The sequence below is a fragment of the Nocardia spongicola genome (assembly GCF_047200775.1).
Taxonomy (GTDB): Bacteria; Actinomycetota; Actinomycetes; order Mycobacteriales; family Mycobacteriaceae; genus Nocardia.
The window spans coordinates 1-25,412 of record NZ_JBJZOO010000022.1 but is presented as its reverse complement, the minus strand read 5'-3'; the positions used below and the strand labels follow the sequence as shown (position 1 = coordinate 25,412).

28 protein-coding genes are annotated in these 25,412 nt (G+C 65.0%); 17 read left to right on the top strand and 11 right to left on the bottom strand.

The annotated features are described in order from the left end of the window. The first annotated feature begins 87 nt into the window (after positions 1–87). Positions 88–1,650: a bifunctional uroporphyrinogen-III C-methyltransferase/uroporphyrinogen-III synthase gene (locus tag ACL02S_RS22475; protein ID WP_412804468.1), complete on the top strand. Its 1,563-nt coding sequence runs from the start codon at positions 88–90 to the stop codon at positions 1,648–1,650. Positions 1,651–1,703: 53 nt separating this feature from the next. Here the strand turns inward: ACL02S_RS22475 and ACL02S_RS22470 are convergent, their stop codons facing one another. Together ACL02S_RS22470 and ACL02S_RS22465 are read right to left on the bottom strand one after the other, a co-directional pair. Continuing rightward, positions 1,704–1,976 carry a hypothetical protein gene (locus ACL02S_RS22470; protein ID WP_412804467.1) on the bottom strand — a complete coding sequence of 91 codons (273 nt, stop codon included), beginning with the start codon at positions 1,974–1,976 and terminating at the stop codon, positions 1,704–1,706. Between the two features lie 114 nt (positions 1,977–2,090). After that, the gene (locus ACL02S_RS22465) at positions 2,091–2,876 is read right to left on the bottom strand and encodes a hypothetical protein (RefSeq protein WP_412804466.1); all 786 of its coding nucleotides are present in this window, start codon (positions 2,874–2,876) and stop codon (positions 2,091–2,093) included. Between the two features lie 271 nt (positions 2,877–3,147). On the opposite strand from ACL02S_RS22465, the gene hemB reads away from it, so the two are divergent. The 5 genes from hemB to ACL02S_RS22440 all read left to right on the top strand — a co-directional run bounded on the left by hemB (position 3,148) and on the right by ACL02S_RS22440 (position 6,130). Further along, on the top strand, positions 3,148–4,125 hold the full coding sequence (hemB, locus tag ACL02S_RS22460; protein ID WP_412804465.1) for a porphobilinogen synthase: 978 nt from the start codon (positions 3,148–3,150) through the stop codon (positions 4,123–4,125). 104 nt (positions 4,126–4,229) lie between these two features. Then, positions 4,230–4,646: a hypothetical protein gene (locus ACL02S_RS22455; RefSeq protein ID WP_412804464.1), complete on the top strand. Its 417-nt coding sequence runs from the start codon at positions 4,230–4,232 to the stop codon at positions 4,644–4,646. Between the two features lie 323 nt (positions 4,647–4,969). Beyond that, a complete protein-coding gene (mce1N, locus tag ACL02S_RS22450) occupies positions 4,970–5,452 on the top strand; it encodes a transport-regulating membrane protein Mce1N (protein WP_412804463.1) in 483 nt (160 codons plus the stop codon). Further along, entirely contained in the window at positions 5,449–5,712 is a 264-nt protein-coding gene (locus ACL02S_RS22445) for a hypothetical protein (protein WP_412804462.1), read from the top strand. Before mce1N ends, ACL02S_RS22445 begins: the two co-directional genes overlap by 4 nt. A 199-nt stretch (positions 5,713–5,911) precedes the next feature. Continuing rightward, complete coding sequence (locus tag ACL02S_RS22440) at positions 5,912–6,130, top strand: hypothetical protein (RefSeq protein WP_412804461.1); 219 nt, start codon at positions 5,912–5,914, stop codon at positions 6,128–6,130. A 24-nt stretch (positions 6,131–6,154) separates the two neighbouring features. Here ACL02S_RS22440 and ACL02S_RS22435 read toward each other — a convergent pair whose 3' ends face one another. Further along, positions 6,155–6,535, bottom strand: a complete 381-nt coding sequence (locus tag ACL02S_RS22435; protein ID WP_412804460.1) for a hypothetical protein — start codon at positions 6,533–6,535, stop codon at positions 6,155–6,157. A gap of 173 nt (positions 6,536–6,708) precedes the next feature. On the opposite strand from ACL02S_RS22435, the gene hemL reads away from it, so the two are divergent. From hemL to ccsB, 7 genes are all read left to right on the top strand, one after another. After that, positions 6,709–8,046 carry a glutamate-1-semialdehyde 2,1-aminomutase gene (hemL, locus tag ACL02S_RS22430; protein ID WP_412804459.1) on the top strand — a complete coding sequence of 446 codons (1,338 nt, stop codon included), beginning with the start codon at positions 6,709–6,711 and terminating at the stop codon, positions 8,044–8,046. 485 nt (positions 8,047–8,531) lie between these two features. Then, a complete protein-coding gene (locus ACL02S_RS22425) occupies positions 8,532–9,149 on the top strand; it encodes a histidine phosphatase family protein (RefSeq protein ID WP_412804504.1) in 618 nt (205 codons plus the stop codon). Further along, a complete protein-coding gene (locus ACL02S_RS22420) occupies positions 9,146–9,784 on the top strand; it encodes a TlpA disulfide reductase family protein (RefSeq protein WP_412804458.1) in 639 nt (212 codons plus the stop codon). The genes ACL02S_RS22425 and ACL02S_RS22420 overlap by 4 nt, the downstream gene beginning before the upstream one ends. Next, positions 9,781–10,050, top strand: coding sequence for a hypothetical protein (locus ACL02S_RS22415; protein WP_412804457.1), 270 nt, complete (start codon positions 9,781–9,783; stop codon positions 10,048–10,050). Before ACL02S_RS22420 ends, ACL02S_RS22415 begins: the two co-directional genes overlap by 4 nt. 37 nt (positions 10,051–10,087) lie before the next feature. After that, positions 10,088–10,957 (top strand): cytochrome c biogenesis CcdA family protein, encoded by an 870-nt coding sequence (locus tag ACL02S_RS22410; protein ID WP_412804456.1) that lies wholly within the window; start codon positions 10,088–10,090, stop codon positions 10,955–10,957. 11 nt (positions 10,958–10,968) lie between these two features. After that, a complete protein-coding gene (gene resB, locus ACL02S_RS22405; RefSeq protein ID WP_412804503.1) occupies positions 10,969–12,627 on the top strand; it encodes a cytochrome c biogenesis protein ResB in 1,659 nt (552 codons plus the stop codon). Between the two features lie 2 nt (positions 12,628–12,629). Then, on the top strand, positions 12,630–13,595 hold the full coding sequence (gene ccsB, locus ACL02S_RS22400; protein ID WP_412804455.1) for a c-type cytochrome biogenesis protein CcsB: 966 nt from the start codon (positions 12,630–12,632) through the stop codon (positions 13,593–13,595). Between the two features lie 247 nt (positions 13,596–13,842). On the opposite strand, the gene ACL02S_RS22395 is transcribed toward ccsB, so the two are convergent. Then, entirely contained in the window at positions 13,843–14,049 is a 207-nt protein-coding gene (locus tag ACL02S_RS22395; protein ID WP_412804454.1) for a hypothetical protein, read from the bottom strand. Positions 14,050–14,166: 117 nt separating this feature from the next. Continuing rightward, positions 14,167–14,376 carry a BldC family transcriptional regulator gene (locus ACL02S_RS22390; protein ID WP_412804453.1) on the bottom strand — a complete coding sequence of 70 codons (210 nt, stop codon included), beginning with the start codon at positions 14,374–14,376 and terminating at the stop codon, positions 14,167–14,169. 261 nt (positions 14,377–14,637) lie between these two features. Between ACL02S_RS22390 and ACL02S_RS22385 the strand changes: the two genes are divergently transcribed. From ACL02S_RS22385 to ACL02S_RS22375, 3 genes are all read left to right on the top strand, one after another. Further along, positions 14,638–14,922 (top strand): DUF4229 domain-containing protein, encoded by a 285-nt coding sequence (locus ACL02S_RS22385; RefSeq protein ID WP_412804452.1) that lies wholly within the window; start codon positions 14,638–14,640, stop codon positions 14,920–14,922. Beyond that, positions 14,919–16,004 carry an L-cysteine desulfhydrase Cds1 gene (cds1, locus tag ACL02S_RS22380; protein ID WP_412804451.1) on the top strand — a complete coding sequence of 362 codons (1,086 nt, stop codon included), beginning with the start codon at positions 14,919–14,921 and terminating at the stop codon, positions 16,002–16,004. The genes ACL02S_RS22385 and cds1 overlap by 4 nt, the downstream gene beginning before the upstream one ends. Before the next feature lie 118 nt (positions 16,005–16,122). Next, the gene (locus ACL02S_RS22375; protein WP_412804450.1) at positions 16,123–16,503 is read left to right on the top strand and encodes a phage holin family protein; all 381 of its coding nucleotides are present in this window, start codon (positions 16,123–16,125) and stop codon (positions 16,501–16,503) included. 25 nt (positions 16,504–16,528) lie between these two features. Here ACL02S_RS22375 and ACL02S_RS22370 read toward each other — a convergent pair whose 3' ends face one another. Further along, positions 16,529–17,398 (bottom strand): 1,4-dihydroxy-2-naphthoate polyprenyltransferase, encoded by an 870-nt coding sequence (locus ACL02S_RS22370; RefSeq protein WP_412804449.1) that lies wholly within the window; start codon positions 17,396–17,398, stop codon positions 16,529–16,531. Positions 17,399–17,425: 27 nt separating this feature from the next. After that, the gene (locus ACL02S_RS22365) at positions 17,426–17,890 is read right to left on the bottom strand and encodes an SRPBCC family protein (RefSeq protein ID WP_412804448.1); all 465 of its coding nucleotides are present in this window, start codon (positions 17,888–17,890) and stop codon (positions 17,426–17,428) included. A gap of 89 nt (positions 17,891–17,979) precedes the next feature. On the opposite strand from ACL02S_RS22365, the gene ACL02S_RS22360 reads away from it, so the two are divergent. After that, the gene (locus tag ACL02S_RS22360) at positions 17,980–21,351 is read left to right on the top strand and encodes an ATP-binding protein (RefSeq protein ID WP_412804447.1); all 3,372 of its coding nucleotides are present in this window, start codon (positions 17,980–17,982) and stop codon (positions 21,349–21,351) included. 121 nt (positions 21,352–21,472) lie between these two features. Here the strand turns inward: ACL02S_RS22360 and ACL02S_RS22355 are convergent, their stop codons facing one another. The 4 genes from ACL02S_RS22355 to ACL02S_RS22340 all read right to left on the bottom strand — a co-directional run bounded on the left by ACL02S_RS22355 (position 21,473) and on the right by ACL02S_RS22340 (position 25,411). Continuing rightward, positions 21,473–22,312, bottom strand: a complete 840-nt coding sequence (locus tag ACL02S_RS22355; RefSeq protein WP_412804446.1) for an ABC transporter permease — start codon at positions 22,310–22,312, stop codon at positions 21,473–21,475. 140 nt (positions 22,313–22,452) lie between these two features. Continuing rightward, positions 22,453–23,445 carry an ATP-binding cassette domain-containing protein gene (locus ACL02S_RS22350; protein WP_412804445.1) on the bottom strand — a complete coding sequence of 331 codons (993 nt, stop codon included), beginning with the start codon at positions 23,443–23,445 and terminating at the stop codon, positions 22,453–22,455. A gap of 121 nt (positions 23,446–23,566) precedes the next feature. Then, positions 23,567–24,727, bottom strand: a complete 1,161-nt coding sequence (menE, locus tag ACL02S_RS22345) for an o-succinylbenzoate--CoA ligase (protein ID WP_412804444.1) — start codon at positions 24,725–24,727, stop codon at positions 23,567–23,569. Between the two features lie 291 nt (positions 24,728–25,018). Further along, entirely contained in the window at positions 25,019–25,411 is a 393-nt protein-coding gene (locus ACL02S_RS22340) for a VOC family protein (protein ID WP_412804443.1), read from the bottom strand. Between the last annotated feature and the right edge of the window lies 1 nt (position 25,412).

Genomic DNA, 25,412 nt, shown 5'->3' with positions numbered 1-25,412 from the left:
GCGAGGTGCAGGCATGAGCGGTCAGGCTCGGAGGAGGCAGTGCAGCGTGACCACGCAGGGGCCCGCTCGTGCCGGAAAGGACGCGTCATGAGCCGAGTTACGAAGAAGAACCCAGGCCGGATTCTTTTCGTCGGATCGGGTCCAGGTGACCCGGCGTTGCTCACGGTGCGGGCCCGTGCGGCGATCGGGCGGGCGACCTTGGCGTTCACCGACCCCGATGTCGACAAAGGCGTGCTCGCTCTGATCGGTACCGAAGTAGAGCCAGGCCCCGACGGTGAACGCCCGGTCGATGTGCGGCCCGCGCTCGGTGAACCAGCCGAGGTGGCCAAGACGCTGATCGCGGAGGCGCGTGCCGGGCACAATGTGGTCCGTGTTGTCGCGGGTGATCCGCTGACGACCGACTCGGTGATCGCCGAGGTCAATGCCGTCACCCGGTCACATATGGTCTTCGAGGTGCTGCCCGGTCTGCCCAACGGTTCGGCGGTACCCAGTTATGCGGGCATCGCGCTCGGCTCCGGACACACCGAGGCCGATGTACGCGGTGAGGTCGACTGGGCCGCATTGGCCGCCGCGCCGGGTCCGCTCGTACTGCACGCGACATCCGGGCATCTGGCCGAGACCGCGAGTGCGTTGGTCGAGCATGGTATGGCGCCACAGACTCCGGTCGCGGTGACCGTGCGCGGTACCACCCGCCAGCAGCGCACCATCGAGGCCACCCTGGCTACGTTGAACAGCGCGGCATCGGAGTTGGTCGGTCCGCTGGTGGTCACCATCGGCAAGGTGGTCGGGCACCGGGCGAAGATGTCGTGGTGGGAGTCGCGTGCGCTGTACGGCTGGACTGTGCTCGTGCCGCGCACCAAGGACCAGGCTGCCGAGATGAGCGAGCGTCTGGTCACGCATGGTGCCATTCCGATGGAAGTCCCCACCATCGCGGTCGAGCCGCCACGTAGCCCGGCCCAGATGGAGCGCGCGGTCAAAGGCCTGGTCGATGGTCGTTACCAGTGGGTGGTGTTCACTTCGACCAACGCGGTGCGCGCGGTGTGGGAGAAGTTCGCCGAGTTCGGCCTGGACGCGCGGGCATTCTCCGGTGTGAAGATCGCTTGTGTCGGTGAGGCCACCGCGGACAAGGTGCGCTCGTTCGGCATCAACCCCGAGCTGGTGCCGAGCGGGGAACAGTCCTCAGAGGGATTGCTGGCCGACTTCCCGCCTTATGACGATGTTTTCGACCCGGTGAACCGGGTGCTGTTACCCCGCGCGGATATCGCCACCGAGACGTTGGCCGAGGGGCTGCGCGACCGTGGCTGGGAGATCGACGATGTGACGGCCTACCGCACGGTGCGCGCCTCACCGCCGCCCGCGGAGACGCGCGAGATGATCAAGACCGGCGGGTTCGACGCGGTCCTGTTCACTTCGTCCTCCACGGTGCGCAATCTGGTGGGTATCGCGGGCAAGCCGCATGCGCGCACGATCGTTGCCTGCATCGGTCCCAAGACCGCGGAAACGGCCATCGAGTTCGGTCTCCGGGTGGACGTGCAGCCGGAGGTGGCCCAGGTCGGTCCTCTGGTCGAGGCATTGGCCGAGCACGCGGCTCGCCTGCGTGCCGAGGGACTGTTGCCGCCGCCGCGCAAGAAGAGCCGCCGTAGCCGCTGATCCGTCGGGGTTTCGGGTGGTACGCGGCGTCGAGTACCACCCGAAGGAGAGGCTCAGTACCGCTTGCGCATCAGCGTGCGAACCAGCGCACAGGTGGCGTCGGAGGGTGGCCGGACGCCGATTGCCTCGGCGGTATGCCTGATCCGTTTATTCGTCGCGTAGCTCGGTGCGTAGACGCCCGAGTCGAGCAGAGCGATCGCCAACCGCATCGCCTTCAGTTGCCGGTTGTGCATGATGTACCACGCCCGGGGACGGCCCGGCGGCAGCGGACGCTTCTGCACGGGGGTGTAGGGGTGATCGATGAGAACGGTGTGTGGTGTGCGCACTGGCATCCCTCCCGTGACGACCAGGGGTAGCCGACCCCTCGAACATATCTTCGATTCTACCGTGCGGTACCGACACTTCTGCTGGACAAAGGGCGCAGAAATCGCGCTATCCGATCAGCGTGACCCCCCTACTGGGGTCGGATAGCCGTATTCACGCGCGTAGGCGGTCAGTTGTGCGTCGTAGTTACCGAGGCTGTCCAGTAACCAGGCATGCCCGGTGTCCTTCACCACGACGATCGGTCCCCGGCTACCCGGCGGGAGCATGGGCACCGCGCCGCCGGTATACCAGGACACGGTCGACCACGGGAAAATGAAGGCCCAGCCGATGTCGGTAACCCGCTCCGGGGGGCCCAGTTGCATGGGGTCGTCCGGAGGAGCATGCCGTGCACTGTGCTCGGCGAGCAGATGCCGGGCGCTGTTGCGGGCCACGCGCACATCCAGCGGTCCTGTCATGGTGTTCGGGAACGGCAGAGTCGCTTCGGCCCCGGCGAGCAGTCGCAGGCCCGCCTCTGGAACCACCTGGCAGGTGCGGCTGCGCAGCCGCACGAAAACGGAGTGCTCGGTATCGGAGAACCACAACTCGACAGCGGAATTTGCGGTGCTGCCCAGCAGGTGTGTGCCACAACTGTCCGCCCATTCGCGTTCATCGGTCCGGATGCCGAGCGTGGTGAAGGCAGCGTGTGCGCTCGGCAGCACTCGCGGCTCGGTGTGCTGCTCGGCGAGAAGTTCTACCTGGAAGTTCTGCCCTGTGGTGTCGGCGGTGTGCCACTCTCTCCGGAGGGTCGCGGGTGGTGGCAGATCGCCGGTCAGTGTCGGCCACCAGTCCGCCAGCAGTACCGCCACCCATGATTCGAAGTCGGCGGCTGTGGCCAGCGAGATATCGATATGCGGATCGGGCATGCTATCCCCCAAGGGGTCTCGCCTAGTCGAAGTATTACCCGCCGAACTTCGCCACGGGTGATATTGCACACACTGTTATCCGACGGAGTTCATCCGCTCCACATACCGGCCGTCGGTTGCTCACCCCCGTTGTCGGATGCTCGGATCGTGATCGGGGTCGTTGCATGCCGAAGCGTGTGGCGGTGGCGGTGCGGACCGGGTTGTCCAGAGCGGATTCGGTGCACCAGTACTGCTTGCGACGACCGATCGGACCGGGCGTATCGTGCGGTTCATGACCGGAATGGACCGCCCGCGGCGATTGCGCCGGACCCCGGCCTTGCGTCGACTCGTGGCTGAGACAACCCTGCAACCAAGGCAACTGGTATTGCCGATGTTCGTGGCCGACGGTCTGGAAGAGCCGCGCCCGATCAGTTCGATGCCAGGAGTTACACAGCATTCGCTCGATTCACTGCGCAAAACGGCTGTCGAAGCGGTAACCGCTGGTGTCGGTGGGATCATGCTGTTCGGTGTACCCCGCCCGGAGGACAAGGACGCCGTCGGCAGCCGAGCGGATGACCCGCAGGGCATACTCAATCGAGGTCTGCGCGCGCTCGCCGATGAAGTAGGCGATTCGACCGTGCTCATGGCAGACACCTGCTTGGACGAGTTCACCGACCACGGTCACTGCGGTGTGCTCGCCGCCGATGGTTCTGTCGACAACGACGCGACTCTCGACCGTTATGTCGAGATGGCGCTCGCCCAGGCCGATGCCGGCGCCGATCTGCTCGGTACCAGCGGCATGATGGACGGACAGGTAGGTGCGATCCGGCGCGGGCTGGACGCGGTGGGGCGCACCGACATCGGCATCCTGGCCTACTCCGCGAAATATGCCTCGGCGTTCTACGGCCCGTTCCGTGAGGCCGTTGGTTCCTCGTTGAACGGTGATCGGCGTACTTATCAGCAGGACCCGGCCAATCGTCGCGAGGCGATCCGCGAACTGGAACTGGATCTGGCCGAGGGCGCGGATATCGTCATGGTGAAGCCGGCGATGTCGTACCTGGATATTCTGCGCGATGTCGCCGATCGATCGACTGTCCCGGTCGCCGCCTATCAGATCTCCGGTGAGTACGCGATGATCACGGCGGCAGCTGAGCGGGGGTGGATCGATCGCCGCGGCGCCATTCTCGAATCAATACTCGGCATCCGGCGGGCAGGCGCGGATATCGTGCTCACCTACTGGGCGACCGAGGTCGCGCACTGGCTGTCGTGACGAACATGGTGCGACCATCGGATGCTCGACCCGGCCGGGCTCCGATGCCGGAAGATGTGGGTACCGCACGGCAATTATGGTGGGGTGTCATCTGTTTCGGCGTTGTGCAGTTGTTAGCATCGGTCATCGCCGCGCTGCCGCAGCGGCATACCTTCGCCGAGGAGGTGCTCGAGCGGGCCCGTGAGCAGGGCTCGGAGGTCAGCATGGCTGGCGCCGAACTGGCGGTGGCGTTGGTGTACGTGGTCATCGTGCTGGCCGGGCTGGGTTTCTCGGCGCTCGTGCTGGTGATCGTGCACCAGTTCGGCCGAGGCAAGCCATGGGCGCGGACCGTGCTGACGGTATTGGGTGTGTGGGCTGTGCTGGCCGGGTTCGGTTCGCTGCTGGCGATCGATGAGGTGACCGGAATGGCCTCGCTGGTGGCCGGTGGTGCCTCGATCGTACAAGCCGTACTCGCGATCGGCGCGATCTATCTGGCTCATCGCGCGGAGTCCACTGCGTACTTTCAGCTGGGCGGGCGCTGAACCAGAGTTGGAACAGGTTTTCAGTTTGTCCGGGGCGATTCGGCATGTATGGTGAGGGTTGTCACAGTGGACATGGAAACCGGCAGTCGTTTGTCATATCTGATCGTGCGTTGCGTGCGGAAAATAGGCAGAGGGCTCTGGATGATCGGAGGCAACGATGCGAGTGGTGATCCAGCAGCCGCACAGCATTCGGCGAGATCTGGCCGTATGGACTCTGCTCATCCTGTTCGCGGTGCTGACCATCGCTGTGCTGTTGCTGCCCAGCTCGACGCACTGATCGCGTTTCCTGTGCTTTCGCCGTATCCCGCGGTGCCGGCCTCGGCGTGACCGACGAGGCCATCCTGTTCGCCGAACCGGGCGCCCGTTGGCGTGCGGTGTCTTATGGTCCGATCCTGTGCGCGGCCATTCTTGCCTTCGAACTCGGTACCGAAGGAACCGCGCACTGGTTCGCGCTGACGTTCTGTGCCGCACTGATCGCGGGTTTCGTCGCCTTACAAGTGGTCGCGGGTAAGCGACATATCAGTGTCGAACTGACTCCGACAGCGTTGCGCTCGGGGACGGAGTCGTTATCGCTGAATTCGATCGCCGAGGTCTTCCCGGAACGGGACGAACACTCTCGCCGTGAGGAACCGTGGGAATCGGCCAGGGCGCTCGGCGAATTGACTGGTGTACCGCGTCGCCGTACGGGTATCGGATTGCGGCTGGCCGATGGAGCCACGGTGCAGGCGTGGGCCAAGGACCACCGGGCGTTACGGGAGGCATTGACCGAAGCCATATCCCGCAGTGAGAACGGAGCGGACCGTTGAAGCGCTGGCTCATCGCGGTGTTCGTCGAATTGGATCTGATCGCGCTTGCTTTGGTCGGAGCGGTGCTGTGCTGGCGGAACAGTGTGCACACCACCACCTTCCGGCCTTCCGGTGATGTACCTGGGTTCACCGCGACCCGTTATGCCGCGCCATGGCAACTGCTGGCCGCGGTACTTGTCGCGGCTGCCGGGCTGCTCGCGATCGACACAACGGCCCGGCTTGTACGTGGTATCCGTGGTCAGGTACGGACCGAGCGCTGAGCGCTGGTTTCGCAGGCTGTGCTCGGTTGACCGCGTAAACCGCGGTCGTCTTCTATTTGCATCGTTACCGTACGCGCCGTTGCCGGTACGGGCGTGCTATCGCCGATAGTGCTCTTTTAGTGATCTTCGCCAGGAATTCTGCTGTGGCCACTAGTATTTCGGCTGCATTCGGAATACGCGTCGATGAAAGAAGTGCCTGATGAACCGGTTTACCGTGAAGATTTGTATCGTGTTGGCCGCGGCGGCCCTTGGGGCTCCGGCCGTGCAGGCCAATGCCGATCCCGGCCTGCCGCCTGCGGCTCCAGCCGTTATCGACGGGCCGAGCTACGCGCCGGAATCGGGCTCGGCGGGCGCGTACAACTCGTTCATGTGCCTGCTGCACACCATGTCGGCACAGGTGCCCTGCATGTATACCTGAGCGCGGGAGCGTGCTGTCGCCTGCTCAGTTCCAGTGCTGGTAGATGTCGAGTATGCGCCCGTCGCGAGTGCCGGGCGCATTCAGGTAGACGGTGACCGTCCCATCCGGACGGTTGGCCGCTTCCAGTACTACTTGGCGCAACGAGGCGTGCACCGCACCGTATTCGTCCCGGTAGATCGCGGAGTCGTCCTTCAGTCCGGCGCCGATTCGATTGGGCGGAATGACCATGGTGATCACGGCGGGAATCGGTCCATCGGCCAATGTGGTGGTCGCGTTGTGGTCCAGGTGAATGCCGATACGTCCCTGCCCGAGTTGATCGAGCGGCTCCGCGTGGGCGGAACCGGTGCCGAATGCCACCGTGCTGGCGGCGCCCGCGGCAAGCGCACTGATGATGCCGATCCGCATACAGACCCTCCCGGCCGATAGGTGATATCCCCGACACTACGCACTGGCAACTGCTCAGCCATCGAAATCCGCGCTAACCGCCACTTCGGCGTGTTGCCCGTCGGATGCGGCATACATCACTGCGTTATACCCTGTCGTCGAGCTATTTCCCGTGGGCTGAGACACTGGAGCACGTGAGTTCTTCTCCACGTGTGGCCGGTACGGCGGTGTCGGTTTCCACCCAGCTCTTCGACCGGGCAAGTTCGGTAATCCCCGGTGGCGTCAACTCGCCGGTGCGAGCTTTCCGATCCGTCGGCGGTACGCCGAGGTTCATCGCCTCGGCCGATGGGTACACGCTCATCGATGCCGATGGCAACCACTATGTCGATCTGGTCTGTTCCTGGGGTCCGATGATTCTCGGACACGCACACCCTGCGGTCGTCGAGGCGGTACAGCGGGTGGCGGGCGGCGGACTGTCGTTCGGTGCGCCGACCGAGGCCGAGATCGAACTGGCCGAAGCGATCGTACAGCGAGTCGAGCCGGTGGAACGGGTGCGCTTGGTGAACTCGGGAACCGAGGCCACTATGAGCGCGGTCCGGCTGGCCCGCGGCTACACCGGGCGTAGCAAGATCATCAAATTCGCCGGTTGTTATCACGGCCACGTGGACGCGCTGCTCGCCGACGCGGGCTCCGGCGTGGCCACACTAGGATTGCCGACCTCGCCGGGTGTGACCGGCGCACAAGCGGCCGACACCATTGTGCTGCCCTATAACGACCTGGATGCGGTTACCGCCGCATTCGCCGCGAACCCTGGCCAGATCGCGTGCGTGATCACCGAAGCCGCGGCAGGCAACATGGGTGCGGTCGCCCCGCTGCCCGGGTTCAACGCAGGCTTGCGCGCGCTGACCGCCGAGCACGGCGCACTGCTGATCATGGACGAGGTGATGACCGGATTCCGGGTCAGCCGTGCGGGCTGGTTCGGCCGGGACGGCGTTGCGGGTGATCTGTACACCTTCGGCAAGGTGATGAGCGGTGGGCTGCCCGCCGCCGCGTTCGGCGGGCGCGCCGACATCATGAACCACCTCGCCCCGCTCGGGCCGGTCTATCAAGCGGGCACCTTGTCGGGTAATCCGGTGGCAGTGGCAGCGGGCCTGGCCACCCTGCGAGCGGCCGATGAGCAGGTCTATGCCGCACTGGATCGCAATGCCGAACGGCTCGGCGATATGCTCAGCGCGGCACTGACCGCCGCGGGGGTGGGGCATCAGGTTCAGTTCGCGGGCAATATGGTGAGCGTGTTCTTCACCGAACGCCCGGTCACCGGCTATGCCGCCGCCAAGGCAAGCGAGACTTGGCGCTACCCAGCGTTTTTCCATGCTTTGCTCCGCGATGGCGTGTACGCGCCACCGAGCGCGTTCGAGGCATGGTTCGTCTCCGCCGCGCTCGATGAGAATGCATTCGACCGTATCGCTGCCGCCCTGCCCGCTGCCGCGCACGCGGCGGCGGCCGCCACCCCCGAAGGATCCCGCGCGTGAGCTTCGATCTCGATCAGCCCGATGCCGACCGGCTCGAGCTAGCCAAGCCCACTGGCGCTACCGCCGAAGCGGTCGCTGCCGACCCGAATGCCGCTGACCCCGATTCCGCCGACGCGGGTATCGATTCCGCTGATTCCGATGCCATCGCGGAGGCTGATACTGCGCAGGTCGATACTACGGAGGCGACTGTGATCGATGCCGGGGAACAGTTCGCCGCCGCCGCGCTCGAGTCCGTGTCCATCGACAGTGAAAACACCGGTATCGAGACCGATGACGCCGAGACCACGGTATCGAGTGTGGTCGATGCGGGGGCGCACTTCGCAGCGGCGGCCGCGCAGCTCACCGCCGCGGGCGAGGAGCGTGGCGCCGTTTCGGCCGCCGACGAGGTCTCCTCCGGTGAGCACGCCGAATCGGTCGAGTCCGCCGGTCACCGGACCGGGGCCGGCGACCGGTCGCGCGGTGGTGGTACCACGGCGGTCGAGACGATCGTGCACGTGCTGCGACACGGCGAAGTACACAATCCCAACGGCATTCTCTACGGTCGTTTGCCCGGTTTCAGCCTTTCGGTAACGGGTCGGGCGCAAGCGGGTGCGGTTGCCCGGACGTTGGCCGATCACGACATCGCGCTGGTGATCGCCTCTCCGCTGCAGCGGGCGCAGGAGACCGCCGAGCCGATCGCCGTACGCCACCAGCTGGCCGTGCATACCGATGAGAACCTCATCGAGGCGGGTAACACCTTCGAGGGCCTGCGCGTTTCGGTCGGTGATGGGGCGCTGCGCAAGCCACGGCACTGGTGGAAGTTGCGTGACCCGTTCACCCCGTCCTGGGGGGAGCCCTACTTACAGATCGCGCACCGCATGCTTGCCGTGGTGAACAAGGCGAGGGTCGAAGCGGCGGGGCGTGAGGCGGTGCTCGTATCACATCAGCTACCCGTGTGGACGTTGCGTCGGTTCCTCCAGGGGCAGCGGCTCTGGCACGACCCGCGTAACCGGCAGTGTTCGCTCGCCTCGTTGACCTCGTTGGTCTACCAGGGGGACACCCTCGTGGACATCGTCTACTCCGAGCCCGCGGGTGGTTCGGATCCAGCGGTACACGGCGCATGACCCGCCGCACCGTGTTCGCTTCGCGCACAACCGGCGCGGGCCGGGGGTTGCAGGTTCTGCTCGTATGCGCGGCACTGGTTGTCGCGCTCGCGGGATGTTCGACCGGTTCGGACGCGGTGGCTTCTGGCGGTACTTTCGAGTTCGTCTCGCCCGGAGGCAAGACCGACATCTTCTACGATCCGCCCGCCACCCGTGGCACTATCGGCGAGCTATTCGGTCCGGATCTGATGCGGCCGGAGAAGACCATCTCGGTCGACGATTACCCTGGCAAGGTCGTGGTGCTCAACACATGGGGCCAGTGGTGCGGTCCGTGCCGCGCCGAGGCGCCCGCACTGGAGCAGGTCTACGAGGCGACCAAGGATATGGGCGTCGAGTTCCTCGGCATCAATGTCCGCGACGATAACCGGGACAAGGCCCAAGACTTCGTTGTCAGCAACAAGGTGGGCTATCCATCCATCTATGACCCACCGATGCGCACTCTGCTCGCGCTCGGCGGCAATTTCCCCACCAGTGTCATCCCAACCACCCTCGTCCTGGATCGGCACCATCGGGTCGCCGCGGTCTTCCTGCGGTCCCTGCTCGCCGAAGATTTGCAACCGGTGGTCGAACGCATCGCCGAGGAGGAATTTCAGTGAATCGCGACCGTCGTACCCGCAACCCACGTGCCTGTAGGCCACGCCAGGGCCCTCGACGCGTCGGCGGTGGATGGGCCGTCGATGATCGGTGGGCGGGGATCGCCACCGTGCCACGCAGCGCGGCTGCCGACTCCCTGCTGGAGTTCATCGTGGTCGACGCGGTCGAGCACGAGGTAGCGCAGGAGCACACCGTGTCAGGGCGACGGGCGTCGTTATGCGGTGATGCGGGGCGATCAGCCGAGGACGCACAGGAGGAATCGGTGTGAGACCTGCGCCAACCACACCGCGTAACGAGGAGATCAGGTGGTAGTGCTCGCCGGGGTCGGTGAGTCGTTCCAGCAGACCGCGGCTTCCGGGCCGCTGTTGCTGGCGCTCGGCGCCTGTCTGCTCGCGGGTCTGGTGTCGTTCGCCTCGCCGTGTGTGGTGCCGCTGGTGCCTGGATATCTGTCGTATCTCGCCGGACTGGTCGGTGCGGAGGCGCCGCCTGCCACCGTCGCGGAAGCCGCCGGAGCCCGTGCTGTCCCCGCTGGGTCGGCAGGCGCCACCCAACCGATGCCGGACAGCGCCGCATCGTCGGCACGCTCCGGACGGATACGGGTCGCTGGTGCGGCCGGGCTGTTCGTCGCCGGCTTCACCGTGGTCTTCGTGCTGGCCACTGCCACAGTCTTCGGGTTCATCCAGACACTCAATATGAATCGGGAGTTGTTGCAGCGGGTCGGTGGCGTGGTGACGATTCTGATGGGGTTGGTGTTCATCGGCTTGGTGCCCGTGTTGCAGCGCGACACCAGGATGGCCCCGCGCAGGCTCACCAGCATCATGGGCGCACCGTTGCTCGGCGGGGTCTTCGCACTCGGTTGGACGCCATGTCTCGGCCCGACTCTTTCCGGTGTCATGGCGGTGGCCGCGGGCACCGAAGGGATGACAGCGGTGCGTGGTGTCGTGCTGATCGTGGCCTACTGCCTCGGGCTCGGCCTGCCGTTCGTCGTGCTGGCCTTCGGATCGGCCAGTGCGCTGCGCGGGGTCGGCTGGCTGCGCCGTAATTCCCGTATCATCCAGGTCATCGGGGGCATGCTGCTCGTAACGGTTGGCATCGCGCTGGTCACCGGAATGTGGGAGCAGTTCATCGCCTGGGTGCGTGACGCATTCGTCTCCGAGGTGACTTTGCCGATATGACCGCGACCGATATGACCACGACCGACCAGCAGAAGACCGAAACTTCCGCGCCGCCGCCGCGTCAATCAACGGTGGGCCGGGCTTGGGCGTTGCTGCGCAATACCTGGCGCGGGCTCACCAGTATGCGCACTGCCTTGGTGCTGCTGTTCTTGCTCGCGCTGGCCGCGATCCCAGGTGCGCTCCTGCCGCAGCGCAGTCTCAACGAGCAGAAGGTCGCGCAGTACATCGCCAACCGGCCGACGCTCGGTCCGTGGATGGATCGTTTCGAGCTGTTCGACGTGTTCTCCAGCTTCTGGTTCACGGCTGTCTACGCGCTGCTGTTCATCTCCTTGGTCGGTTGTATCTTGCCGAGGACCTTCGACCACTACCGTGCCCTGCGCACGCCACCAGTGCGGGCGCCGCGCAATTTGGGCAGGTTGCCGCACCATTACGCGGGTCGCGTCACGCAATCACCGAACGAAGTGATCGACTACGCCCGGGCGCAGTTGCGTGGCTGGCGCCTCGAGGTCCGACCCGGTTCCCGCGAAGGTGAGCTGGCGCTGTCCGCGGAGAAAGGCTATACCCGCGAACTCGGCAATCTGGTGTTCCATCTCGCGCTTGTCGGTTTGCTGATCGCCATCGCGCTGGGCAAGTTGTTCGGCTACGAAGGCAATGTCATCGTGCTGGCGAACAACGGCCCCGGTTTCTGCACCACTTCGCCCGCCGTGTTCGACTCGTTCAAGGCAGGCAACGTCAACGACGGCACCGGCATGACCCCGATCTGTGTGCGGGTCAAAAATTTCAAGGCCGACTACCTGCCCAATGGGCAGGCCGAGATGTTCACCGCGGATATCTCCTACCAGGCGGGCGAGGACCTGAGCAGCAACACCTGGCGCGATACTCGGCTGCAGGTGAATCATCCACTGCGTGTCGCAGGTGATCGGATCTACCTGCAGGGCCATGGTTACGCTCCGACCTTCACAGTCACCTTTCCCGATGGCCGGACCCGCACGGAAACGATCCAGTGGCGCCCCGATGACGCCTCCACCTTCTTGTCCAGCGGTGTGTTCCGGATCGACCCTCCCGGTGATATGTACGCCACCGATACGGAGCGCCGTAAGAACCAGATCGCCATCGAGGGCCTGTTCGCACCCACCGCTATGTTCCAGGGAACGCTGCTGACCTCAGTGTTCCCCGAGATGAACGATCCAGCTGTTGCCGTGGACATCTATCGGGGCGATACCGGACTCGACACCGGAAAACCGCAGTCGCTGTTCGCGCTGGACCCAGAACAGATCAAACAGGGCCGGTTGACCAAGGAGGCCAGAGTCAATTTGCGCCCCGGTGAGTCGACCACGCTGCCCAATGGCACCGAGGTCACCTTCGATGGTGCGCAGGAGTTCGTGAATCTGCAGGTTTCGCACGATCCCGCGCAGCAGTGGGTGCTGGTGAGTTCATTGCTGATGATGGCGGGTCTGCTGGTCTCGTTGCTGATCAAGCGCAGGCGGATCTGGGTGCGGGCCTACCCAGCCGGGGACGAGGGTGAAGCCGGTACCGTTGATAAACGACGCACTGTCGTAGAGATGGGTGGGCTCGCCAGGACCGATCAGGCGGGTTGGGGCGGCGAGTTCGATCGGCTGTGCGCGCGCCTGCTCGACGAGCAGCAGGACGCTGGAACCACGGGAGAGTGACCATGCCGATCGAAGAAACCTTCGCCAGATACAGCGATCTCGCCTTCAAGACGACGATCGTGGTGTACGGGCTGGTGCTGGTGCTGCTGATCTGGCAGTACGCGACGGCACGCAGCCGTCAGGTCGTCGAGCGTGAATTGGTGTCGGTTGGCGGCGGAGTGCCGCCGCAGGCGCCGGGCCGGATCGCTGAATCCACCCGCCCTCCGCTGTCGGAACGACTCGGCAATATGGCGTTCTCGGTGTTGCTGGTAGCCATCGGGCTGCATATCGCCGCGATCGTATTACGTGGCTTCGCGACCCAGCGCTTCCCGCTGGGGAACATGTACGAGTTCGTCACCATGGCGACCGCCGCCGCGGTGCTCGTCGGCCTGCTGTTCCTCCGTGGCAGCCGGTATCGAGCGATGTGGGTGTTCCTGCTGGTGCCGGTGCTTATCCTGCTGTTCCTCGCAGGCACCGTGCTCTATGCCGACGCCGCGCCGGTCGTGCCGGCGTTGAAGTCGTTCTGGTTACCGGTGCACGTCACCATCGTCAGCGTCGGTAGTGGGGTGTTCCTGTTCGCGGGGGTGGCGAGCGTACTGTTCCTGTACCGGCTGCGGCAGCCAGACGGACAGGAATCGAGCAATATCTTCGGCCTCGTCGCCCGGCGTCTGCCCGATGCCCGCACGTTGGACCGCCTGGCGTACAAGGCCACCATCATCGGTTTCCCGCTGTTCGGTGCGGGCGTCATCTTGGGCGCCATCTGGGCCGAGGCCGCCTGGGGCCGCTTCTGGGGCTGGGATCCCAAGGAGACCTGCTCCTTCATCGCCTGGGTCCTCTATGCCGCCTACTTGCACGCCCGCGCGACCTCCGGCTGGCGCGATACCAAAGCCGCCTGGATCAATATCGCCGGTTTCGTCGCCATGCTGTTCAACTTGTTCATCATCAACATCGTGATCAGCGGGTTGCACTCCTACGCGGGGCTGAACTGAGCCGAACGCGGGCTTGCACCGTCTTGATGTCCGCGCCCTAGCGGACATCAAGAGTCAGGCGTAGTAGTGCCATAGCTCATCGTCTCCGCCGAACCCGACCTTGCGGAACGGGCAAAGCAGATCCTTCGGGACGAACTCGACCGGGACACGGCCGAGTGATAGTTGGCGATAAAAGCGCCGAGGAGCACACGAGTCACCGCATGCCACCCGGCGCGTGATTATCGCGCGAATCGCCGGACGCGCTGGGTCAACGTTCGGTGGAACCGGACTCGCCGTCGCGATGCTGGCGGGATAGCCGCCAGAGAAACTCCGGGTCGTCGTCGGGTCCGATAACGCGTCTGCGCTGTGGTGAACGCTCTTGCGGGGCAGTGGGCCCAGTCCGCTCAGGACTGAATGCCTTCCAGCACAACACCGCGATTGTCACCACTGCGATGAGTGCCAACAGGTACGTCACGTCGCTCACCTCCTACCTACGAGGGTAGCTGTGGACGTGACTCCAGCGCACCGCAGGCATGAAATTCGCCTACGAGTGAGCGTGGGCCCGAGTGCGTCGGGCCCACGTGCCCTGCGATCAGCTTGCGGTCGCCTCGGTGGTCAGCGACTCGAGCAGTTGGAGTACTTCCGATTCGCGGAACCGGCGGTGTCCGCCCGGTGTGCGCAATGACCCGAGACGCCCGGCATGGGCCCAGCGCGTCACGGTTTTGGGATCGACGTGGAACAGGGCCGCAACCTGGCCTGGAGTCAGCAGGGTGTCCTGGCCGCCGACGGTGATCGCAGTCATAGCAAACCTCTCCGTTCTCGACAGTTCCCTCATCAGATGGCGCCATCGTCGCACTGAAACCCCTAGGTACTCGAACCATCTACAGTTGGTAAAGCGGAGGTAATAGACAAAACGGATGTGCGCCTGCCCTCGGTTTTCGGGGGTACACCGGGGTGGGCAACAGCTTCGCATAGGCTGGTGGTTGTGCGTGAGGTAACTCCACCAGAAAGTGGTTCGGGACGGCAAAATGCCGGTGTAGGTCGTCGGTTGGTCCGGAATCTGGTGCTTTATACGGTCGCCAGGTTGGGAATGATAGTCGCGCTTACCGCGGTGATCGTGTTGGTCGCCCAGGTGGTGTCGGTGGACGTCCCCCTAGTGGTCGCGGCGCTGTTCGCACTGATCATCGCGATGCCGCTCTCGCTGACCTTGTTCAAGCGGCTGCGCGTCAAGGTCAACGAGGACATCGCCCTGGTCGACGAGCGCCGCCGTCAGGACAAAGCCCAGTTACGGGCCAGGCTGCGCGGTGACGACCAGCAGAGTCCACCGGACGACCGGGCATCACCGTGAAGTCCTGCGATCGCGCCACACCGCGTGCCTGGGTCGACAACGCGGTGCGGCTGATCGATGCGGACGCTCAGCGCAGCGCGGATACCCATCTGCTGCGCTATCCGCTGCCCGTCGAGTGGAACGTGCAGCTGTACCTCAAGGACGAGTCCACGCACATCACCGGCAGTCTCAAGCACCGTTTGGCTCGTTCGCTGTTCCTGTACGCGATCTGCAATGGCTGGATCACCGAAGGCACCACGGTGGTTGAGGCTTCTTCCGGTTCGACCGCGGTCAGTGAGGCGTACTTCGCGAAGCTGCTCGGCCTCGATTTCATCGCGGTGATGCCTGCCAGTACTTCCCCGCAGAAGATCGCATTGATCGAGGCACATGGCGGCCGTTGTCATTTCGTACGGTGCCCGCCGGATATGTACACCGAGGCGGCCAGGCTGGCAGCCGAATGCGGTGGTCACTACATGGATCAGTTCACCCACGCCGAACGTGCCACCGATTGGCGTGGCAACAACAACATCGCCGAGTCCGTTTTCCAGCAGATGGCATTGGAGACCAACCCGGTGCCGGAATGGATCGTTGTCGGCGCGGGAACCGGTGGCACCAGTGCCACCATCGGCCGCTACATCCGATATCGCAGGCACGCGACGAAATTGGCCGTGGTCGATCCGGAGAACTCCGCCTTCTACGGTGGTTATGAGCTCGGCGATGCGTCATATCAGACCGGTATGTCCTCGCGTATCGAAGGAATCGGCAGGCCAAGGGTGGAACCGTCGTTCGTCGGACAGGTTGTCGACCGCATGCTCGAGGTGCCGGACGCGGCCTCTATCGCCACCGCCAGGCATGCGAGTGCGCGGCTCGGCCGCCGGGTCGGCGGGTCGACCGGAACCAATCTGTGGGGTGTGTTCGCCCTCATCGCCGAGATGATCGCCGCAGGCCGCGGCGGAAGTGTGGTCACGTTGCTCTGCGATGGCGGGGATCGTTACGCGGGAACCTATTTCGATGACGAGTGGGTCGCTTCTCAAGGGTTGAGTCTTGCCGAACCCGCCGCGATCCTGGACAAATTCCTCGCGACCGGAAACTGGGAAGCCTGAGCGGTTCCCAGCTTTCTTCGGCCGGCGCTCTGGTGCGCCATACGGGTGAGCGGATAGGTATCGGCGCAGTTCACATTGTGTGGCAACATATGTCCACTCGCGGGCCTACCATGGGCCCATGCAGCTCCTGATTCGGTTGATCATCAATGCGGTGGCGATTTGGCTGGCCGCTGTCTGGGTCGACAAAATCGATATCATCACCCCCGATGAGGGCAATGGCGCGAAGATCGTCGTCCTGCTCGCCGTGGCCGCGGTGTTCACCGCGGTGAACGCACTGGTCAAACCGATCGTCAAGCTGCTTTCGCTACCGTTGGTGATCGTCACGCTCGGCTTGTTCCTGCTCGTGGTCAACGCGCTCATGCTGTGGCTCACCGCGGAGCTCACGGCGTTGACCGACTACGGTCTGCGTGTCGAGGGTTTCTGGACAGCGGTGCTCGGCGGCGTCATCGTCTCGATCGTCAACTGGGTGCTCGGCGTCCTCGTTCCCGACGGTGACTAGGCGCGGGGGTATTCGCTGACCGTGGCTAGCCGAGGCCGAGCGCGAGGGCGGTGATCGCCGACCAGACCAGCAGGGCCAAGCCCGAATCCCGCAGCGCGGGAATCAGCTCCAGACCGCCTTTGCCGCCACGTACCGGAGCGTTGGCGCGCACGGCCAGGGGAATGGCGAGCAAGCCTGCCAGCGCCAACGGGGTGCGGACAACAAGTACCAGCGTCGTGACGAATGGCACAGTGAGCAGGGCGAGGTGCAGTGTGCGGGTGCGGGCGTCACCGAGTTTCACAGCGAGCGTGACTTTTCCAGCGGTGGTATCGGTCGGGATATCGCGCAAGTTGTTCGCGACGAGTACCGCGCTGGAGAACGCGCCCACCGAGACCGCGAGCAGCGCACCCACCCAGTCGATTCGGTTCGCCTGTACGAATTGGGTGCCGAGCACGCCGATCAGACCGAAGAAGACGAATACCGCGAGTTCGCCGAATCCGCTGTAGCCATAAGGCTTGTTTCCCCCGGTGTAATACCAGGCTCCGGCCAGGCAGGCCGCACCGATGAGCAGTAGCCACCACGCGCTGGTGGCGACGAGTACCAGTCCGAAGAACGCGCCGACGGCGAGGCTGGCCACCGCGGCACTCTTCACCGCCGCAGGCGGAGCCAGTTGTTGTCCGACCAGCCGCAACGGGCCGACCCGGACATCGTCGGTGCCACGGATACCGTCGGAGTAGTCATTGGCGTAGTTCACGCCGATGATCAGCGCCAGCGAGACCAGGAGGGCGAGAATCGCTTTCCACCACACCGCGCCGTCGATGGACATGGCGGCGCCGGTACCGGCGAGGACGGGGGCGATCGCGTTCGGCAGAGTGCGCGGACGCGCGCCCTCGATCCATTGCGCTGCAGTAGCCATATCCGCAGCCTAATGCGCGTGTACCGATCAGGCCGGTTCGGCGGTGGCGGCTTCCTGCAGCCGGGCGAGTCCGGCCTCGAAGTCCCGGCCGATCAAGGTATCCATCGGTACGAGTTTGCCGATCAATCCCATCAGGCCGGACCGCTGTCCGGTCATCTGCCAGGTCACTTCGGTACCGGTTTCGACGGGGTCCAGAATGAAGGTCACCTGGTTGGTGGCCTTGACGGGCTTCAGGAATTCCAGGCGCAGCTCGATCTTGCGCTGGGTGCTTTCGGTGATCTCGATGCTGCCTGCCCCGGCCTTGCGGTTGCCGCTCCAGGCGTAGCACGCACCGACACCGGAATCCGCACCGGAATAGCTGCGCTGCATCTGTGGATCACTGTTTTCCCATGGCGACCATTTGACCCACTCGTGGAAGTTATGGATCAGCGCGTGCACTCGCGCGGGTTCTGCCGTGATGACGGCCGAACGGACCACCTCGAACTCACTCATGGCGTCAGCCTATGCGACCGATCACCGGCAATCGCGGTAAAGAAACCGTGTCTGCCCGCCCCGGCTCGCTCGCTTACCATGAGCACAGGATGTCTTCCGAACGTAGCGGCCCACCCGGCCACAGTCGAGTATTGACGACGCCCGCAGGCGAATTGGTTGTGGTGGCCTTGCTGGGCGAGATCGCACTGCGACGCGACGGCGTATTGACCCCGTTGCCAGGTGCGCGCGCTCGACTGCTGCTCGCCGCTCTCGCTCTGCGCCCTGGGCGCAGCCGCAGTGTACAAGCGCTCATCGAGGACATCTGGGCGCAACAGCCGCCACGGGCGCCGATAAACGCCCTGCACACTCAGGTTTCCCGGCTGCGGTCAGCGCTGCCGGAGGGAGTGCTCGAGATCGGCCCTGCGGGCTACCGGCTGGCCTTGACTGCCGAACAAGTCGATGTGACTTCGGTCGGTGCGCAGATAAGGCTGGCGCGCCGCTGCCGTGATACCGGCGATCTCGCCGGTTGTCTGGCGGCGGTCGAGCGGGCACGGGCGCTGTGGCGTGGTGAAGCAGGCGCGGATCTGCCCCAAGGCGGCTTGGCCGACGATCTGCATGCGGTTGCCGGGCGGCATCTCGCCGAACTCGACGAGATCGAGCTATCCGCGCGTGCGGATAGCGGCGATATCGATGGTGCGTTGCGCGTGGCGCATCGTCGCGCAGCTGCCGATCCGTTGGACGAATGCGCACAGCAGACCCTGATGCGGCTGTTCACCGCGGCAGGCCGGGCCAACGAAGCGTTGGCCTCCTTCGCGGACTTCCGTTCCCGGCTGGTCGAGCGACTCGGCACCGATCCGGGGCCCGCGCTCACCGCGACGCATACCGCGATCTTGCGGGGGGAGCCGCTGCACCATACGGGCACTGTGCCGCGATCCGATCCAGGAGGCGCCGTAGCGGTGGCCACTGCTACCGGCTTCGGCAGCGGTTTCCCGGTGCGCTCGGACGATGATATCGCCGCGGCGCAACCGCAGGCTATGGCGATCGGCCTGCGCGCCGCACCCAACGCGCTACTCGGCCGGGTGGCCGATCTGGCCGCGCTCACCGACCTGTTGTCCGAGTCAAGGGTAGTGACCGTGCTCGGGCCAGGCGGGGTGGGAAAAACCAGGGTCGCCAATGAGATCGGCGCTCGGGTGGCGGGCTCGCGTCCGGTGGCGCTGGTCGAACTGGCCTCGGTGCGCGCAGAAAGCGGCGAGGCCAGAGTCGAGGTGGAGGCGGTGATCGCCGCGACACTCGGGCTGCGTGAGGTGACCCTCGATTCCGCGACATTGCGCTCCGGGCAGACCAGCGATATCCGCCGCAGGCTGCACGACGCGGTGTCGGCGCGCTCGATGGTGCTGATCCTGGACAATTGCGAGCATCTGATCGATGCGGTCGCGGTAGTGGTCGCCGACTTGATCAGCGTCGCGAGCAGGCTGACCGTGCTCACCACGAGCCGCTCGCCGCTGGAAATCACCGCGGAGACCGTGTATCCGTTGCTGCCGTTGACCATCGACTCGGCGGATTCACCCGCGACCGAGCTGTTCACCGCGCGCGCCAGGGCGGTGCGACCCGGCGTCCGGTTGAATCCAGCTGTGGTAGACCAGCTCTGTCACACCCTGGACGGGCTTCCGCTGGCCATCGAGCTGGCCGCCGCCCGGGTACGGGTTATGAGCGTCGAGGAGATCAACGCGGGGTTGTCCGACCGGTTCGCGCTGCTGCGCCATGGCGACCGCAGTTCCCCCGATCGGCATCGCACGCTGCACGCGGTGATCGATTGGAGCTGGCACCTGCTCGATTACCAGCAGCAAGTGGCACTGCGTCGCCTATGCCGTTTCCCGGCGGGTTTCACGTTGTCTGCTGCCGAGGTCATGATGGGTGGCGGCGGTACGGCTGTCGACGGCCTGGTCAACCAATCGCTGCTCACCATGCTCGACGATGAGGCGCTCGGTACCCGCTACCGCATGCTGGAGACGGTACGGGAGTTCGGTGAAGAGCAACTGGCCGCCGTGGGCGAGTCCGAACTATCCGATACCCGGATAATGCGATGGGCCGAGGATTACGCCGCCGACGCGGTGCGCAGATATCGGACCGGTGATCAGCTCCACCTCGCGCTCTCGGTGGCGGCGGAGCTGGACAACCTGGTCGCGGCCTTGCGTTGTGCGGTCGAACGACCGGACGCGGCAACGGCGTACACGGTGTTCCCTGTGGTCGCGATGTTGTGGTTGATGCGCGGCTCGCATCTGGAGGTAGTCGCTTGGGCCGAGCGGGTGATCGCACTGGATCCGGCCGGTTCCGGGCCCGCTCGGCCGCACTCCGAATCTGTGCTCATCACCTATCAGATGACTTTCATTCATTTCGCTTTCGGCAGCAGAGGTGTAGGTGAACTCGCCCGGTTGCGTTCCAAGGTGCGTCGATTGCTCCGCAGTCGCACCGATCTCACCGAAAGTGGCCGTTTCCTCGGCCGGGTCATGCTCAGCCGACCCGATGGGCGCGGACTCGCCAGATTGATCGCCGAGGCGATTCGCTCCACCGATCCGGAGACCAGGGCGACCGCGCTGACGCTGCGCGCCAATATTCGGGAGAACCTTGGCGATGTACACGGTGCGACTGTCGATGCGACCGAAGCGCTGGCAGGCTTCGGATCCGACAGCGTCTGGAGCCAGGCCATGGTGAGCAGGCACCTCGGCCAGATCTGTGGTCAGACCGCCAGGTATGCGGAATCAGTGGCGCACTACCGGCAGGCACTCGAACTGTTGCAGCGGCTCGGCGCCTACGAAGACATTGTGGAGACCCGTAGCATGCTGGTCGCTTCGCTGGTCGGCAGCGGCGAGCTGGAACAGGCCCTGGATGAACTCGACCTCGCTTCGGTCGCGGCGGATATGGACGGCTCGATCGACGGACAGAATCGATTGCTCGGTGTTGTCATGCTGAGCTCGGCCGAAGTGGCGTTGGCTACCGGCGACATCACAGGTGGTTTCGCTCGTTATCAGCGCGCGCTGGAGCTGTTCGGCTGGCCGGACGATGCACTAGGGCCTGGGTTCAGCGCCTTAGCGCTCGCTGCGGCGGCGCTGGATGCGAAAGTGCTCTACGGCGCCGCCGATGCCGGCGCGACGCTGGCCGCGCAGCTGGCCGAGCGCGCGGTGCCGGTATTGACGCAGTACCGAGATCTTCCGCAGATCGGCACCATCGCCTGTGCGCTCGGCTCCTATCTCGTTGCCGCCGATCGAGATATCGCACGCGGCCTGGAACTGCTCGCATTGGCCCCGAACGTGTTCTGCCGTCAGGACTTTCCTTCGATGCGTTGGGAGCGGCATCTGGATATCGCCAGGGCGACGCTCGGCGCCGACCGTGTCGCCGAAGTGCTGGATCGGGTCGGCCGCCTGCGTCGAAGGGCATCCGCCGATCGCATCATGGAGATGATCCGGGAACTGAACGATTGTTGATCCTGTGCCACAGCGCATGTGGGTGACCGCATGTGTGGTCATCCACATGCCGAGCTACCCGCGGCGCCACCGACCGTCATTACGCAGAGCGGACCGACCCTGACGTAATGACGTTCGGTTCTCACGCCCGGCGCATGTACGCCATGACGGTCAGCGGCGCGAAGATCGCGAGTACGACCAGCGAGCCGATCAGCAGCGAGACGAGATCACCGCCGACCGCAGTGCCGTTCATCAGTCCACGGCATACATTCACCATGTGGTAGGCCGGGTTGGCGTGGTTGAGGCCCTGCATCCAGCCCGGCATGGTGCTCACCGGCGCGAAGGCGCCGGACATGAAGGTCAGCGGGAACATGATCATCATCGAGATGCCCTGCACGCCTGCCGCGCTTCTCCCGGTGACTCCGACCAGCGCCCAGATCCAGCTGATTGCGAACGAACAGGCCACGATGACCAGGCCTGCCGCGACGACGCCGAGTACGCCGCCCGCAGGCCGGTAGCCGATGCTCAAGCCGACGACGACGGTAAGCACCGTAGCGATGACATAGCGCACCATATCCGCCAGCAGTGCGCCGGCCAGAACCGAGATACGCGCGATCGGAAGGGATTTGAACCGGTAGAAGACGCCCTTATCCATATCCTCCCGCAACTGGGTGCCGGTGACGACCGAGGTGAGCACCACCGTCTGCACCAGAATGCCTGGGATCAGGATCGGCAGGTAATCCTGCACGCTGCCGCCGATGGCGCCGCCGAAGATGTAGGCGAACAAGGCGGTGAACAGGATCGGCTGCACGGTTACGTCGAACAACTGCTCGGGCTTGTGCTTGATCTTCAGTAGACCGCGGTAGGCCAGGGTGCACGAATTCGCCACTGCTTGTCTGATCGGAATTCGGTTGGTCACCTGCGGAATCGCTACCGGAACCGGATGGTGCACTTGGCTCTCGGTGGTGATGGTGGTGGTCATATTGTGCCTTTCTCCGGCAAGTGCAGGCCTTTGTGATTATGTGAGCTGTCGTCTGCGGGCTTGGTGCTCATGCTGTGTTGTTTGTCGGCATGAGCGGGGCCCTTCGTGGTCACGCGAGCTACCGCCTACGGGCCCGACGCTCATGCCGGGATCAGGTCGGGTTTGTTGGTGTCGTCTTCGGCTTGGTGGCCGGTGATGGTGAGGAAGACTTCGTCCAGGCTCGGTTTGTGCACGGTGATCTCCTCGATCTCGATCGACCGCTCCCGCAGGCGGATCAACAGATCGGTGGTGATCCCGGCATCGGGGAGCGGCGCGGTGAGCCGACCGGCCTCCGGGGTGATCTGCGCCGCGACGCCGAGGAAATCGCTGACGATGCGGCGTGCCTCCGTCAGCTGGCCTCGATCGGCCAGAGCCAGGTGCAAGGAGGAGCCGCCGATCGAGGCCTTGAGCTCATCAGCGGTGCCATCGGCGATCACCTTGCCGCGGTCGATCACCGCGATTCGGTCGGCCAGCTGATCGGCCTCGTCCAGGTATTGCGTGGTGAGCAACACGGTTGTGCCCGCTCGGACCAGGCGGCGGATGGTCTCCCACACCTGTGCGCGCGTGCGCGGGTCGAGGCCGGTGGTCGGTTCGTCAAGGAACAGCAGCGGTGGAGTCGCGATCAGACTGGCCGCTAGGTCGAGCCTGCGGCGCATACCGCCGGAGAAGTTCCGTAGTGGCTTGTTCGCCGCCTCGGTGAGGTCGAATTCCTCTAGCAGCTCGGCTGCTCTGCGCCGGGCATCGATCCGACTCAAGCCGTGCAGCCGGGAGAAGATGAACAGATTCTCGGCGGCGGTGAGATCCTCGTCGACCGAGGCGTACTGTCCGGTCACACCGATCAGCGAACGGACCGCTGTCGGTTCGGTGACCACGTCGTGGCCGAAGATCCGGCCACTGCCCGCATCGGGTCGCAGCAGGGTCGCCAGCATGCGGATGGTCGTGGTTTTACCCGCACCGTTCGGTCCGAGTACCCCGTATACCGACCCACGCGGCACCGCCAGATGCACACCGTCGACGGCTCGTTGTTCGCCGAACACTTTGACGAGGCCATCCGCCTCGACAGCGAGTGCGGTAGCTGGTGAGAAAGGAGTCATACCGATGACTGTGGCGGTGCGGACTTACACCGCACTCACATCGCACTTGCGTCGCACTGTCGGAGCCGATCTCCTGGCTGTCAACAGTGGTTCCGAACCTACGGCCGCGGTGCCGGCCGGTTCAGCGGGCCGAGTCGGCGAGCAGGTACTCGCGTAGTCTGGCGCGATCCGGCTTACCCGGTCCGCGCAGCGGGAACTCGTCGAGTACGGCGAGCTCGCGCGGGGCGGCAACAGCGTCGAGCTGGGCTACCACATGCTCGCGCAATTCGGCCAGGCACGGCGTCGCGCCCGCGGCGGGTATCACGGCGACGGCGACACGTTGTCCCAGCCGATCGTCCGGCAATCCGAGCACCACTACCTCGCTGATCGTGGGATGGTCGCTCAGTACCGCTTCGACCACCTGTGGGATCACCAGCAGGCCACCGGTCAGGATCGCCTCGTCGAGCCGTCCGGTGACGGTCAGCACGCCATCGTCGAGCGTGCCCGCGTCTTCGGTGCGGAACCAGCCCGGTTCGGCGAAAGCGGGGTGGTCCGGTTGATTGCGGTAGCCCGTGGCGACCATGTCACCGCCGAGAACTACCCGGCCGTCCTCGATGCGCACCGTCGTGCCGTCCAATGGCACGCCGTCGTATACGCAGCCGCCGCAGGTCTCGCTCATGCCATAGGTGCGAACCACGGTGATGCCTGCGGCGCGCGCTCGCTCGTACACCGGCTGCGGAGTCGCCGCGCCACCGATGAGCACACCGTCGAGTTCGGCCAGTGCCGCGGTGGCGATCGGCGCATCGAGCGCTTTGATCAATTGAGTCGGGACCAGCGAGGTATAACGGCGTTCGCCTCGCATGCCCGCGATGGCGCCTGCCAGCGCTTCCGGCAGGAATCCACCGGACACATCGAGCACAGTCGGTTCGGTGCCTGCCAGGATGCTGCGCAGCAATACTTGGATGCCCGCGATGTGATGGGTGGGCAGGGCCAGCAACCAGGTGCCGGGCCCACCGAGCCGGTCGTGCGTCGCGGCGCCGCTGGCATGCAGGGCCGCAGCGCTGAGCATGGCGCCTTTCGGTACGCCTGTGGTACCAGATGTGGTTACCACCAAGGCGACTTCGTCATCGATCGGCTCGCCCGGCGACAGGGCGTCGCTCAGCCGCCGGGCTTCGCGGCGATCACTGGTTGGAATCGGCAGCCATGCGGCACCGTGCCCGTCCAGAGCCTCGCGCAAGTGCGGCATGACATCCCCGACGCCGGATCCCGTCGGCATCGGCAAGGTGCGCAGTGTCTTACTCATGCTGTGCCCACGGTTCGTTGCGCTCCCTCACGACAGGGATCGTGTCATGTTCGTGCCGCCGTGTGCGGAACGGGGCGATGTGCCGCGGTGGCGCCTGCGGGGAGCGACCATCGGGACAGACTTGAGTTCAGGTACGACAGGCATCGAGACTGCGATTCACTCGTCGGACGGTATATGGACATGGACAACCCGGACATCGATGGTCGGGTAGCAGCCCGAGCGTTATCGTGCTCGCCAGCGTGCGCGTTGGCAACTCGGCGAGCCGTGCCCGGTTATCGAACGATACTGATATTACGCCGGTGACCAGCGTGAATCCCGGCGCATCGGATGTGCGGGCGGGACCTGGACGAAGACGATCGGCACACCGTCCGGATCATGTATCCACATTTCGAGCAGGCCCCATGGCTCTTCGACCGGGGCACGGTCGATTGCGATACCTTTGCTGGACAGTTCCGCCGCGGTCTCGGACAGATCGCGGACCTGAAGCCAGAGGGCGCCTTCGAACGAGGCCGATCCGCCCGATCCGCCGTGGCCCGTCACCTCGATCAGCGACTGGCCCGCGAAGAAAACGGTTCCGCCGGGGTACTCCCGCGCTATGGCCAGACCGAGCCCATCGCGGTAGAACGCGAGGGTGATCGCATAGTCGGCGGGGCGCAGGATGATCCGGCTGCTGAGGATGTCCATA

Bases quoted from the DNA above. Each gene is read 5' to 3' on its own strand.
- ACL02S_RS22475 (WP_412804468.1), top strand. From the start codon at position 88: ATGAGCCGAGTTACGAAGAAGAACCCAGGCCGGATTCTTTTCGTCGGA.
- ACL02S_RS22465 (WP_412804466.1), bottom strand. From the start codon at position 2,876: ATGCCCGATCCGCATATCGATATCTCGCTGGCCACAGCCGCCGACTTC.
- hemB (WP_412804465.1), top strand. From the start codon at position 3,148: ATGACCGGAATGGACCGCCCGCGGCGATTGCGCCGGACCCCGGCCTTG.
- ACL02S_RS22440 (WP_412804461.1), top strand. From the start codon at position 5,912: ATGAACCGGTTTACCGTGAAGATTTGTATCGTGTTGGCCGCGGCGGCC.
- ACL02S_RS22435 (WP_412804460.1), bottom strand. From the start codon at position 6,535: ATGCGGATCGGCATCATCAGTGCGCTTGCCGCGGGCGCCGCCAGCACG.
- ACL02S_RS22420 (WP_412804458.1), top strand. From the start codon at position 9,146: ATGACCCGCCGCACCGTGTTCGCTTCGCGCACAACCGGCGCGGGCCGG.
- resB (WP_412804503.1), top strand. From the start codon at position 10,969: ATGACCACGACCGACCAGCAGAAGACCGAAACTTCCGCGCCGCCGCCG.
- ccsB (WP_412804455.1), top strand. From the start codon at position 12,630: ATGCCGATCGAAGAAACCTTCGCCAGATACAGCGATCTCGCCTTCAAG.
- ACL02S_RS22390 (WP_412804453.1), bottom strand. From the start codon at position 14,376: ATGACTGCGATCACCGTCGGCGGCCAGGACACCCTGCTGACTCCAGGC.
- ACL02S_RS22375 (WP_412804450.1), top strand. From the start codon at position 16,123: ATGCAGCTCCTGATTCGGTTGATCATCAATGCGGTGGCGATTTGGCTG.
- ACL02S_RS22370 (WP_412804449.1), bottom strand. From the start codon at position 17,398: ATGGCTACTGCAGCGCAATGGATCGAGGGCGCGCGTCCGCGCACTCTG.
- ACL02S_RS22365 (WP_412804448.1), bottom strand. From the start codon at position 17,890: ATGAGTGAGTTCGAGGTGGTCCGTTCGGCCGTCATCACGGCAGAACCC.
- ACL02S_RS22360 (WP_412804447.1), top strand. From the start codon at position 17,980: ATGTCTTCCGAACGTAGCGGCCCACCCGGCCACAGTCGAGTATTGACG.
- ACL02S_RS22355 (WP_412804446.1), bottom strand. From the start codon at position 22,312: ATGACCACCACCATCACCACCGAGAGCCAAGTGCACCATCCGGTTCCG.
- ACL02S_RS22350 (WP_412804445.1), bottom strand. From the start codon at position 23,445: ATGACTCCTTTCTCACCAGCTACCGCACTCGCTGTCGAGGCGGATGGC.
- menE (WP_412804444.1), bottom strand. From the start codon at position 24,727: ATGAGTAAGACACTGCGCACCTTGCCGATGCCGACGGGATCCGGCGTC.
- ACL02S_RS22340 (WP_412804443.1), bottom strand. From the start codon at position 25,411: ATGGACATCCTCAGCAGCCGGATCATCCTGCGCCCCGCCGACTATGCG.